12 protein-coding genes are annotated in these 12,059 nt (G+C 63.2%); 8 read left to right on the top strand and 4 right to left on the bottom strand.

Annotated features, from left to right (window positions below; translation table 11 throughout):
* Positions 1–1,448: 1,448 nt before the first annotated feature.
* From BRAD285_RS35565 to BRAD285_RS36720, 6 genes are read left to right on the top strand one after another with little or no spacing between them, the layout of a single operon-like run.
* Positions 1,449–1,745, top strand: a complete 297-nt coding sequence (locus tag BRAD285_RS35565; protein WP_139020734.1) for a hypothetical protein — start codon at positions 1,449–1,451, stop codon at positions 1,743–1,745.
* Between the two features lie 42 nt (positions 1,746–1,787).
* Positions 1,788–2,912 (top strand): autotransporter-associated beta strand repeat-containing protein, encoded by a 1,125-nt coding sequence (locus BRAD285_RS36580; protein ID WP_006615340.1) that lies wholly within the window; start codon positions 1,788–1,790, stop codon positions 2,910–2,912.
* On the top strand, positions 2,870–3,040 hold the full coding sequence (locus BRAD285_RS36730) for an autotransporter-associated beta strand repeat-containing protein (RefSeq protein WP_083846481.1): 171 nt from the start codon (positions 2,870–2,872) through the stop codon (positions 3,038–3,040). The genes BRAD285_RS36580 and BRAD285_RS36730 overlap by 43 nt, the downstream gene beginning before the upstream one ends.
* A 23-nt stretch (positions 3,041–3,063) precedes the next feature.
* The gene (locus tag BRAD285_RS36725) at positions 3,064–3,237 is read left to right on the top strand and encodes an autotransporter-associated beta strand repeat-containing protein (RefSeq protein WP_157681701.1); all 174 of its coding nucleotides are present in this window, start codon (positions 3,064–3,066) and stop codon (positions 3,235–3,237) included.
* A gap of 32 nt (positions 3,238–3,269) precedes the next feature.
* Positions 3,270–4,550 carry an autotransporter outer membrane beta-barrel domain-containing protein gene (locus BRAD285_RS35560; RefSeq protein ID WP_050886999.1) on the top strand — a complete coding sequence of 427 codons (1,281 nt, stop codon included), beginning with the start codon at positions 3,270–3,272 and terminating at the stop codon, positions 4,548–4,550.
* Positions 4,510–4,851 (top strand): autotransporter outer membrane beta-barrel domain-containing protein, encoded by a 342-nt coding sequence (locus tag BRAD285_RS36720; RefSeq protein WP_139020738.1) that lies wholly within the window; start codon positions 4,510–4,512, stop codon positions 4,849–4,851. The genes BRAD285_RS35560 and BRAD285_RS36720 overlap by 41 nt, the downstream gene beginning before the upstream one ends.
* Positions 4,852–5,279: 428 nt before the next feature.
* Here the strand turns inward: BRAD285_RS36720 and BRAD285_RS29585 are convergent, their stop codons facing one another.
* From BRAD285_RS29585 to BRAD285_RS29570, 4 genes are all read right to left on the bottom strand, one after another.
* Positions 5,280–8,453, bottom strand: coding sequence for an efflux RND transporter permease subunit (locus tag BRAD285_RS29585; RefSeq protein ID WP_006615344.1), 3,174 nt, complete (start codon positions 8,451–8,453; stop codon positions 5,280–5,282).
* Positions 8,450–9,874 (bottom strand): efflux RND transporter periplasmic adaptor subunit, encoded by a 1,425-nt coding sequence (locus BRAD285_RS29580; protein WP_035648827.1) that lies wholly within the window; start codon positions 9,872–9,874, stop codon positions 8,450–8,452. Before BRAD285_RS29580 ends, BRAD285_RS29585 begins: the two co-directional genes overlap by 4 nt.
* A 79-nt stretch (positions 9,875–9,953) precedes the next feature.
* Positions 9,954–10,346, bottom strand: coding sequence for a FixH family protein (locus BRAD285_RS29575; RefSeq protein WP_035648829.1), 393 nt, complete (start codon positions 10,344–10,346; stop codon positions 9,954–9,956).
* 99 nt (positions 10,347–10,445) lie between these two features.
* The gene (locus BRAD285_RS29570; protein WP_035648831.1) at positions 10,446–10,829 is read right to left on the bottom strand and encodes a hypothetical protein; all 384 of its coding nucleotides are present in this window, start codon (positions 10,827–10,829) and stop codon (positions 10,446–10,448) included.
* A gap of 410 nt (positions 10,830–11,239) precedes the next feature.
* On the opposite strand from BRAD285_RS29570, the gene BRAD285_RS29565 reads away from it, so the two are divergent.
* Both BRAD285_RS29565 and BRAD285_RS29560 read left to right on the top strand, forming a co-directional pair.
* On the top strand, positions 11,240–11,614 hold the full coding sequence (locus tag BRAD285_RS29565) for a hypothetical protein (RefSeq protein WP_050887001.1): 375 nt from the start codon (positions 11,240–11,242) through the stop codon (positions 11,612–11,614).
* A gap of 9 nt (positions 11,615–11,623) precedes the next feature.
* On the top strand, positions 11,624–12,055 hold the full coding sequence (locus tag BRAD285_RS29560; protein WP_006615349.1) for a hypothetical protein: 432 nt from the start codon (positions 11,624–11,626) through the stop codon (positions 12,053–12,055).
* The last annotated feature ends 4 nt before the right edge of the window (positions 12,056–12,059 follow it).

The raw sequence follows: 12,059 nt of genomic DNA, 5'->3' as shown, positions 1-12,059 counted from the left end.
GATTTGAGTCAGCACCCTATGAACCACTGATTTGCCCGACGGCGCAAGGTAAATTCCGTTTAAACGAAGCGGGCTCGCCGATCACGGAACGAATCCCGGTTCAGATGATTGGCGATAATCTCAGGCATGCGTTTGTTCCCGGCGACGCACGCGCGAGGCAGTCGGCTCGTTGCACTCACGAGGCCACTCAATCTTTTGCGACCTGAATGGCAGAGCCGGAACGGCGCTCCCGTAATATCGTCCTCATGACGCATGATCACGTCGAGTGCTCGTTTGGAAGGCCGCGGGGCTTTGCTGTGGAGAACGGATGCGGCGAGTTCGCTATAGGCGTCACGATCCGCTCCAGCGCGTCGAGCAGGGTGAAAGAAGACGCCCGCCCGGCCAATCTTGGCACGCCTGGACCAACTTCTATCGATTGGCCCGCGTCGATTGACGCCGATACGCCTCGATCATTTCGGCTGTAACATCGCTCGGATAGCACAAAGGTGAGGCGCCTCGGGGTCTTGAGTGAGCGCTGCGGGCTCCGCAAGTTCTGCCGTTTCTCATCAGGTCGTCTGGGCAGGCACACGGATGCCCTGTGGCGTAATACTGATCCCGGCTCGTCTTGATCAGGATAGCCACGATGGCTGCGGCTGTGAGCGCGGTTTCAGCCTTGCGCTTTGCATCAGGTGCCTCCGACTTCTCCGGCGGTGCGAGCTTCGCCTGCCTCGGGGCGAATTGTCGGTCGCCTTCCGTCTTCACGGGCGGGGCGAGATTTGTTGTCGCCTGAATGACCCGACTATCAGTCTCCGTTTTGCGAACTGGCGGGCTCGCGCTTTCGGTCGGAACCGCTGCAAATGTCACCGATTTGATTTGGGCGACTCGCGCTGTGGGCGCGGGCGTAGCCGCGCCGTTGTCTGGCGCACTTTGCCGCCCGACGGAATACGACACCAGGGCCGCCAGCCCTAGCAGAATGATTATTGCCCCCGACTTCATGAGCCTATTCAACCGGATGTGGTAGTGACGTGCAACCGTCCAAGCCACATCGAGCGGAAAGGCCATGCGCGAGCCACCCACGGTCTGGCGTGCTTTCGGCAGACGTTCTCCCGTTCTGATTGCGGTCCCGCAGGCAGCCGTCCAGGTTCGCATGTGCGAGGATCGTCGGTCATGTTCGACGAACGGAATTGGAAGCCGGTCCTTGCATGCAGCAGCATGCTTGTCCCAGAGGGACCGCGGGGTTGGCTTTGTTTCTTCATGGCTACGCAAAACTGGGGAATGACGCCGGCCCTTCCGCTATGTTTTGCTTTTGGCGTGGCCATCCTGGTGTGTGGCCTCCGCCACGATAGGCGTCGCATGTACGATAGGGCCGACCGTGAAAGCTTGTGGAGGTGGTCGATAAAATAGCTGCGGGGTTGCTGTTGGGCGTCCGACTCGCAGAGCGCCCACGGTTCTTGGAAGCCTCCGGTAACATGCTGACACGAACGGTAACCTGGGGATACTCAGGCGCCCTGGGGGTGGTTCATGCGTCAGGTGCTGTCTCGCGTAACGATCGCGGTCGCTTTGGGGTGCTGTGCAGCTTTTCCGGCTTGGCGACCGACCTTTGGCAGTTCGATTTTTCGTCGTCGCGCGGTGGCGGACAGTTTCTGGTCAATCCGGCCAATTTCGCCATTCCGGTATCGGCTGGCTCGCCGTCGACGTTCAATGTGGTTGGGGCGAATATCACGATCGATGCGGGAGGCGTGCTGGGGACCGCTCACTACACCTAGGGGAATTTATCAGGGACGAACTGTACACCTGTCGAATGTCGGGTGATTTTCCCCATCCCGGACACCGTTCCCGGGTTTGGCACGTACGATGTGTTGCTGCAGCTCAACTTCGAGCGGATTTGGGTCAATTTCTCTACGCCCAGTCAGCAGCAGATACAGATGTGGCTGAGCACCAATCCGACGGCAACGTTCAACTGGAACGATGTGGCCACGGACACACGAACGGTGGTTTCCGTCGCGCCCGGATGGCTCGCCACGCCGGTCAATTCTGATTGGAACACGGCCGCGAATTGGACTGTCGGATCTGTACCCCTTGCGACAGATACCGTCCGGCTTGGTGCCCCGACCGTGACCGCAATCGACGTCAGGCAGGCAACGCAGGTCGCTGGTTTGAGCTTTCTGAGCGGCGCACCGGCCCACAGCTTCAACGTGACCGGCAATGCTGGCGGGGCCGCTTCGCTGGTGATCAGTGGAGTGGGGATTGACGACCAGTCCGGCAATCGCCCGAGCTTCGTGGTATCCGGCATCTCCGGCAATCTCGGGACGCTGCAGTTTGCCAACTCCGCGACGGCGGATGACGCGGTCATCACCACAGGGGCATTCGGGGTTACACGCTTTACTGATACCAGCAGTGGCGGCACGGCTCAGCTCGTGGCCAATCTCGGCGGCGCTGTCGACATGTCTGGGCTGACATCCAGTGGGATAAGTGTTGGATCGATTGCTGGCGCCGGCAACTTTGCTCTCGGCTCGAAAACCCTCACGACCGGATTGTTGAATACCGATACTGAGGTTTCGGGTGTGATATCGGGCGCCGGTGGCAGTCTGACGAAGGTTGGAAACGGCGCGCTGATCCTGTCGGGCAGCAACACCTATTCTGGAGGAACACAGCTGAATGCCGGCTCTTTGGTCGTTGCCAGCAACAACGCCTTGGGCGGCGGCACGCTCAACATGGCGAGCGGACAAGCCTTTCTTTTGCGAACACGGCCAACTTTTCGATCGGCAATGCCATTCAGCTCACAGGGAGCGGTCATCTCTCGGCGCCGGCAGGCACAACGCAGACCGTCCAGGGGACGATCTCGGATGGAGGTTCTGCCGGAACGGTGGTGTTCGACGGTGTTGGAACGATGGTGCTGGCCGCCGCTAACGCCTACACCGGAGGGACGTTGATCAATGCGGGCACCTTGCGGCTGGCCGGCAGCGGGACGCTTGGTGCGGCTACGGATCAACGACGGTCGCGGGCGGGGTCCTCGATCTTGGCGGGACCACCCAGACGCAGAATGGAGGTGTCTTCCTGACGGGCGGGACCGTCAGAAATGGTGTGATCGCGTCCAACACAGACTTTGTCGTTCAATCCGGCACTGCGAACCTCGATCTCGGCGGCTCGGGCGGTCTCACAAAGACTGGTTCGGGTACGTTCGTCCTCGCGGGAACGGCCAGTTACACGGGAGCAACGAATATCAACGGCGGCGTTTCCAGGTGGACGGAGCGCTGACTGGGACCTCAGCGGTCAATTTGAACTCCGGCATGATCAGCGGCACCGGGACAATCGATCCCCTGACGGTGAGCATCAACAATGGATCCGTCCTCGCGCCTGGCAACGGCACGGCCGGTAGTTCGCTGACAATTGTGGGAAATCTGGCGTTTCAGTCTGGCGCGAGCTATCTCGTCCAGCCCAATCCGACAGCCTCGAGCTTCGCCAATGTCAGCGGTACAGTGACTCCTGGAGGAGCGATGGTTGATGCATTCTTTGCCGCTGGAAGCTACGTCGCCAAGCGCTATACGATCCTGACTGCCGGTGGCGGCGTCAGCGGCACGTTTGCTTCGCTTGCGAATACCAATCTTCCGGCTGGTTTCAAGTCCGCCCTCAGCTATGACGCCAATGCTGCCTATCTCGACCTATCGCTGGATTTCGTTCCGCCAAGCGCGCCGAACTACGGCGGTGGCCTGTCCGCGAACCAGCGGAGTGTTGCCAACGCACTGACGCGGTTTTTCGACACGACGGGCAGTATCCCGCTCGTGTTTGGCACACTCTCGCAGGCAGGGCTGACCCAGGTATCTGGAGAGCTCGCGTCAGCTCCGCAGCAGGCCACCTTCAATGCGAAGGGGCAGTTTGTCCGATTACTTGGCGATCACGGCCAGGCCAAGCGCGGCGGCGTTGGTGAAGTTGCCCCGCTGGCCTATGCGGAAGAAGCTGGGGCACCGAGCTGGCGGATGGGGACCGCGTTTGCGTCCGTGAGCAGGCAACCAGCAGCGATCGAACCGCGCTGGAGTGTTTGGGCTGACGGATTTGTCGGGTCACAGTCGACGGATGGAATGACTGCAGCCCGATCAGCTCGCTCCTCGAGCCGCCTCTACGGAACTGCAGTCGGGGCAGACTACCTCTTGACGCCGACCACCGTCGTGGGACTTGCGCTCGCGGGTGGCGGCACAGGTTTCAGTGTCGATGCACTCGGGGCCGGAAGATCTGATCTCTTACAAGCTGGCGCCTATGTTCAACACGTTCAAGGACCCGCCTATTTGGGCGCCGCACTGGCTTACGGCTGGCAGGATGTAACGACAGATCGCACTCTCAGCATCAGCGGCATCGACCGGCTGAAGGCATCCTTCAAAGCGAACGCCTATTCCGGACGTGTTGAAGCCGGCTATCGGCTTCCGGTGCCCTCGCTCCGCGATTTCAGTGTGACGCCCTATGCCGCAGGCGAGGCCACCCATCTCGATCTGCCTCGATACGCCGAGCAATCTCTAGTCGGCGCCTCGGCTCGCCCTGAGCTATTCGGGCAAGCGAGTAACAGAATATCGGACTGAATTAGGACTTCTGGCCGGCTTGTCCTGGCGTGACGAGGACGGCGTGTTCAACTGGCGAGGCCGCGTCGCCTGGGCTCATGACTTCAATTCAGACCGCAGCGTTGCTGCAACCTTCCAATTACTGCCGGGGGCGAGCTTTACCGTCGGCGGCGCGCAGCCAGCGCCAGACGCTGCGTTGACGACTCTGGGTCTCGAACGGCAATGGAGCAATGGCTGGTCCGCTGCTGCTACACTCGAGGGGGAGTTCTCGAGCACCACACGTTCTTATTCCGGCAGAGCCTCCATTCGCCATGCATGGTGATCTGCCCCTAAGCCGCCGCTCTTCAAGGCAAGCGATCAGGGGACCCTCTTCGCGTCCTCAGGGCGTGCGCCTGAGACCGATCCTGATGCTCTAGAGTGAGAGTGCAGGCCGGTTTGACGTGACGGGTGGGCGGCGGCGAGAGAGTTTCGCCGCGTCCGCCACCGAGATCCGCTATGTAGGGACGCAGAGTTGGTGCACGCGCTGGCGTGGGCCGGGCGAGCCTCTGTGGGGAGATCACAAGCAAAATCATTGGCGAGCTAGAGGCGGGCCGTGTTCCTTACGTTCAGCCGCTCTCCCGTTGAATAGGATTGATGCTCACCATGGTCATGGGCAACGGCCGGCGCTGCTGCGGCCAGGGCCATGATCAGTCCAATGGTTGTGACACGGTGCATCGTCTCTCCTTTTGAATTGTTGTTCTAAGGTGCTTCTCAAGCTGCCTTCGGCACGTCCTGCGATCCGTTGGTCGACAGGCCGCTTGCGAGATCTCCGCCCGTGGCAAGTCCGCGTCCCTTCACGAGGCCGAAGATGGCCGGGATCACGATCAAGGTCAGCAGGGTCGACGAGATCATGCCGCCGATCATCGGCACGGCAATGCGCTGCATGATCTCGGATCCCGTGCCGGTGCTCCACATGATCGGCAGCAGGCCGGCCATGATAGCGACCACCGTCATCATCTTCGGCCTGACCCGCTCGACGGCGCCTTCCATGATCGCGTCCTGCAGATCCTGCCGGCTCGATGATCGGCCCTCGGCGCTGCGCTTGGCCGTCATCTCGGCCAGTGCATGGTCGAGATAGATCAGCATCACGACTCCCGTTTCGGCGGCGACGCCGGCGAGGGCGATGAAGCCGACCGCGACGGCGACGGAGAGATTGAAGCCGAGCCACCACATCATCCAGATGCCGCCGACCAGTGCGAACGGCAGCGACAGCATCACGATCAAGGTCTCGGTGATGGCCCTGAAATTGAGGTACAGCAGCAGGAAGATGATGGTGAGCGTCACCGGAATGACGATCTTCAGGCGCGCGGCAGCCCGCTGCAGATATTCGTACTGGCCGCTCCAGACGACGTAGTAGCCGGCCGGAAACTGGATGCTCTCGGTGACGGCGCGCTGCGCGTCGGCGACGTAGCTGCCGATGTCCCGGTCGCGAATATCGACATAGATGTAGGTCGCAAGCTGCCCGTTCTCGGTGCGGATCGAGGTCGGTCCGCGAGCGGGCTCCACCTTGGCGACTTCGCCGAGGGGGACGGCCCCACCGGCCGGCATCGGCACCAGGATATCGCTGGCGATCGCCTTCGGATTGTCCCGGAGATCACGGGGATAGCGCATGTTGACCGTGAAGCGCTGGCGGCCTTCGACGGTCGTGGTGACGGTCTGGCCGCCGAGCGCGGCCGCGATCGTGTCCTGGACGTCTTGTACCAGGATCCCGTAGCGGGCGAGCGCCTCGCGGTCAGGCGTGATCTCGAGATAATAGCCGCCGATCCCGCGCTCGGCATAGGCCGATGACGTTCCAGGCACGGTCTTGACCACGCGCTCGATCTGCTTGGCCAGCCGGTCGATCTCGCTCAGGTCGGTGCCCATGACTTTGATGCCGATCGACGTTCGGATGCCGGTCGAGAGCATGTCGATGCGCGCCTTGATTGGCATGGTCCAGGCGTTGGAGACGCCGGGGAATTGCAGCGCCTTGTCCATCTCGGCGACGAGGCTGTCGACGGTGACGCCGGGACGCCACTGCTCCTTGGGCTTGAGGTTGACGACCGTCTCGAACATCTCGGTCGGGGCAGGGTCGGTCGCGGTCGCCGCGCGTCCGGCCTTGCCGTACACGGAGGCGACCTCGGGGAAGGACTTGATGATGCGGTCCTGCATCTGCATCAGGTCGGCGGCCTTGGTGACGGAGATGCCGGGCAGGGTGGTCGGCATGTAGAGCAGCGTGCCCTCGTTCAAGCTGGGCATGAACTCGGTGCCGAGCTGGCGCGCCGGCCAGATGGTAACGGCGAGCACCACGATTGCGGCCAGGATCACCAGCGTCTTGGCCCGCAACACGAGTTTGATGACCGGACGGTAGATCCAGATCAGGAAGTGGTTGATGAAGTTGCGGTGCTCGGGAACGATCCTGCCGCGAACGAAGATGACCATCAGCGCCGGCACCAGCGTCACCGACAGCAGCGCTGCCGCCGCCATCGAGAACGTCTTCGTGAAGGCGAGCGGGCTGAACAGCCGTCCCTCCTGCGATTCCAGCGTGAAGATCGGCATGAACGACACGGTGATGATTAGCAGGCTGAAGAACAGCGCGGGGCCGACCTCGGCGGCCGCATCGATCAGAACCTGCACGCGCGACTGATCGGGCTTGGCGCGCTCGATGTGCTTGTGCGCGTTCTCGATCATGACGATGGCGGCGTCGACCATGGCGCCGATGGCGATGGCGATGCCGCCCAGGCTCATAATGTTGGAGCCGAGCCCCAGCAGCTTCATGGCCCCGAACGCCATCAGGACGCCGACCGGCAACATCAGGATCGCAACCAGGGCGCTGCGAATGTGCAGCAGAAACACCACGCAGACCAGTGCGACGACGATGCTCTCCTCCAGCAACGTGTGCTTCAGCGTGTCTACTGCGGCATAGATCAGGTCCGAGCGATCGTAGACCGGGATGATCTCGACCGACTTCGGCAGGCTGCTCGCGATCTCCTTAAACCGCTTCTTCACGTTCTCGATCACGTCCAGCGCGTTGACGCCGAACCGCTGCAGCACGATGCCGCTGGCGACCTCGCCTTCGCCGTTGAGCTCTGCGATGCCGCGCCGCTCGTCCGGCCCGAGTTCGACATGGGCGACGTCGCGCAGCAGCACCGGCGTGCCGCCGGAGGTCTTCAGCACGACGTTGCCGAGGTCGTTGATGCTCTTCAGATAGCCCTTGCCGCGGATGACGTATTCGAACTCCGCGAGTTCGACCGTGCGGCCGCCGACGTCGGCATTACTGGCGCGGATCGCGTCGCGAATCTTCTGCATGCTGATGCCGCGGTCGCGCATCCGCTGCGGGTCGAGCACGACATTGTATTGTTTGACGAAGCCCCCGATGCTTGCGACCTCCGCGACGCCTTCGGCCTTGGCCAGTGCAAACTTCAGATTCCAGTCCTGGATCGTGCGGGTGTCGGCGAGATTCAGCGCCTTCGAGACGACAGCGTATTGATAGACCCAACCGACGCCGGTTGCGTCCGGCCCGATCGTCGGTGTAACGCCCGTCGGAAGCCGCGAGGTTGCGCTATTCAGAAACTCCAGGACGCGTGACCGTGCCCAGTAGATGTCGGTGCCGTCCTCAAAGATCACGTAGACGAACGACACGCCGAAGAACGAGAAGCCGCGTACGACCTTCGACTTCGGGACGGTCAGCATGGCCGTGGTCAAGGGATAGGTGACCTGGTCTTCGATCACCTGCGGCGCCTGGCCGGGGTATTCGGTGTAGACGATGACCTGAGTGTCGGACAGATCCGGGATGGCGTCGAGTGGCAGGTGAACCAGCGCGTAAAAGCCAGCGGCTGCCGCAAAGCCGGTGCCGAACAGCACCAGCAGGAGATTGCGTGCCGACCAGGCAATGATGCGGGCAATCATTGGTGCTCTCCCATCCCGGCGTGACCGCCTGCGGCAGGTTGCGCGTCACCGGCTTCTGCGAAGCTCTTCAGCGCGGCCTTGAGGTTGCTCTCGGCATCGATCAGGAAATTGGCGGACGTGACGACTGCCTCACCATCTGAAAGGCCGTCGCGCACCTCGACATAGCTCGCGCTTCGGAGGCCGAGCTTCACGGCGCGCGGCTCGTAGCGTCCGTCTCCCTTGTCGACGAGAACGGCCTGGCGGCTGCCGGTGTCGAGCACGGCATCGGACGGCACGGCCAGCACCGGCGCCGAGGCGGCGGTGTCGATCTCGGCATCGACGTACATGTCGGGCAGCAATGCGAGATCGGGATTGGCCAGCTCGATCCGCACACGCGCGGTCCGCGTGTCCTTGTTGACCTGGGGATAGATCACGGCGATAGCGCCGTTGAAGCTGCGCCCGGGGAAGCTGCGCGCGCGGATTGTCACGGGCTGTCCGACGGCGATGCTGCCGAGGTCGCGCTCGGCAACATCGACCAACGCCCAGACCACCGAGATGTCCGCGATCCGGAACAGGACGTCGCCGGGATTGGCGCGCATGCCTTCGATCGCGTTGCGCTCGAGCACGATGCCATCCCGCGGCGCCGACCATTGCACCGTGACCGGCGCGATGCGGGACTTCTCCATCGCGGCGATGACCGGCTCCGGGACGTCCAGATTGGTCAGGCGTTGCCGGGAGCCGCGGCCGTAGGTGGCATTGCCCCCGACGATGTTGGAATTGATCGTCGAGAGGTATTCGGCAGCGGCTGCTGCAACGGCTGAGCTATAGATCTCCATCAACGGCTGGCCGGCCTTCACACGGGTGCCGGTGGTCACGTCGGCGACCTTCTGCACAAAGCTTTCGGCGCGCATCGCGATGACCGACACGCGTCGCTCGTCGAGCTGGATCGTGCCGGGCGCCTTGACGGCCATATGGAGGGTGCGCCGCTCGACGGGCGTGGATCTCACGCCGGTGCGCTGGATCTTGCCTGGCGAAAGCTTGACCACGCCATCATCAGCGTCATCGCCTTCGTAGACCGGAACGTAGTCCATCCCCATCGGGTCTTTCTTGGGAGTGGGCGAGGTGTCCGGCAGGCCCATCGGATTGCGGTAGTAGAGAATCTTGCGCGTGGAATCCGCCTGCTGCTTCGGCTTGGCCGGCTCCGGCGCCGCCTGACCGTCGTCATAGACCGGCAGGTAGTCGCGTCCCTGGTCGTCCTTCTTGGGAGTTGCAGACCATGCCGGAGCACCGCTCGGTTCGCGATAGTAGAGCGGCACGCGGTCAGTGGCGGCGACCGCAGGATTGGCATGAAGTGAGGGAGGCGACGTCTGGATGGACCAGAGACCGCCCAGCCCAAGGCCGGCTCCGAGCGCGACCGTCGCGAGCAAACGCAATGTGTTCATGGCATCACCGTGAGGCGCGTGAGCGCGCATGATCCGCAGGAGGAAGGCGGGAGCGCCCGCAGCGGGCGCTCCCTCTGGCTCACTTCGTCGCCTTGACGACGACCTTGCCGGTGATGGTCTCAGCTTCGCCCTGCACCTTCGCCGAGAGCGTGACCTGGTAGCGGCCGGCCATCGGCAGGTCGGTCTTGAAGGCGTAGACGCCCGGCTCCTTGGACGGCAGCGGCGCCACGTCCGACACCATGTCGGCCATTCCATCAGGACCCATGTCAACGCGAGTCTTGAAGATCACCGCATCGCTGACCGGTTTGCCGGTCTGCTTGTTGGTGAGACGAATGGCGAGCGTGACGTCGTCGCCCTTCTTCATCTCCGGGGTTACGGGTTCGAAAGTGTAGTCAGCGGCGCCCGCGAGGGCAGCCGACGAGGCGACCGAAAGGGTGGCGGCGAACGCCGCGATGCTGATTCTGGAAAGCATGGTCCTGTCCTCATGAATGGATCTCGGCCGTGGCGCTCGCTGGCGCGCACGTCGTCGTTGGCGTGCGCAAGCGTGCACGCGCGTCGAACTCTGGGGAGATCAGATTCGAGGAGGTCGGAAGGGGGGACTGCCGCTGTGAAGAGAGATCACCTGATCGGTAGGAAGGGCGAGCGTGGTCGCTGTCACGGTCAGGGATGCTAAGCTGAAGGCTCGGAAATCGCCGAGAGCCACCGTCCCGCCGGCGCAGCAGAAACCCATTCCGCATCTGCCGCTGTGCGCAGGGGACGTTTGTCCCTTCATGTCGTCAGGACAGCACTCGTCCATCGACATGTCGGAGCCATCGCCCATGTGCATGCTCATCTGCTGCAGGCCCGTCTGCATCTCATCCGACGACATCGCGACGCCCGCAGCGGATGCGCCGATCGGCAGCATCGCTAGCGAGAGGGCGATCGCGAACGCCAGGATGGTACGGACGAGCCGCATCGAGATGAACTTAACCTTTCGAGCCACAGAGCGGCACACTTAGCATAACAGCGCGACCGTCGCAGTCGTTGATCTTGCTCAACGATGCGTGACCGCCGCCGGTTACCGATCACGACAACATCGATCAATGGCGATCTTACGGCGTCCCTGGACATGCGGGGGAGGGGAACTGCTGCCGGCTATTAACCAGTGGTCCACTTGAGGAACTCTCCTGATCCTGGTGCCTGTCGAAGACATCCTCGCGGCCGGGCGGCTCGGCCTTTGGATTTCGAGGTCGGCGATCCTGGCACAATCATTCGTCAGCTCCGACAGGGCCGGCCGTCGCAATCGGGAGGCTCAGAACCGACTCGACTCTATGTTCACTATATGTTCTCATGGCGTGCATGACTGATCGCCCTGCGAGCTGGCGCATGCCGACCCGAAGACAGATGGAGCAGCTGGCGCGGGCCGTCGGCGGGAAGACCCCGTCAGCGCTCGGACTCGCGCCCAACGACGATCTGCCGCCTGAATACTGGCAGGCGCTCCTGGAGGCCGCCGACACCGACGCTGGCCAAGCAGGGCCCGGCGCCTCCGGACGCCTGCGGCTCAGTCGGGTGCCGGATCACGTGCTGCGCGTCGGCTGTCGGCGCTGCGGCCGAACCGTCGAGATCCAGAAGGCCGATGCCGTCCGGCTTTACGGTCCAGAGTCCGTCTGGCGGGACGTGGGCCAGCGCTTGCTCGACGACACCTGCACGCAGCGGACCGGGCGTTACGAAGAGGACGGCTGCTGGCCGTCATTCAGCTGAGCCCCCTGTATGGCGCCCAAGCGTCACCCGACGCCGCTTAGCGGAGGCGACCGCAAGGCGCTGCAGAAGGAAATCGGCCGGGCTCGGGCGATGACGACCATCCTTGCCGATCAGGCCGCCGAAGCACGGGCCGAGGGCGAGGCGCTGATCCGCAAGGCCGATAGGCTTCTCTGCGAAAGCTGGAACGAGCGGATATGGGCCAACGGCGGCCCGGTCGACCCGTCGCCAGCGCTCGACCAGGCGATCAACGGCGGCTATCCGTGGCTCGAGATCGAGTGTTCCCGCTGCAAGGCGCGGCGGGAGGTCGACTTGGTCACGCTGCGCCATCCGCCGACCACCTTTGTCCACGACTTGGCTGGCCGGCTCCGGTGCAGTCGGTGCGCGGGGGCTAATCGCCGGCCGACTGCGACGCTGGTACAACTGGCGCGGCGCCCCCGCTAGGCCG

The sequence above is a fragment of the Bradyrhizobium sp. ORS 285 genome, assembly GCF_900176205.1.
GTDB lineage: Bacteria > Pseudomonadota > Alphaproteobacteria > Rhizobiales > Xanthobacteraceae > Bradyrhizobium.
This window is presented reverse-complemented; position numbering and strand designations above follow the sequence as displayed.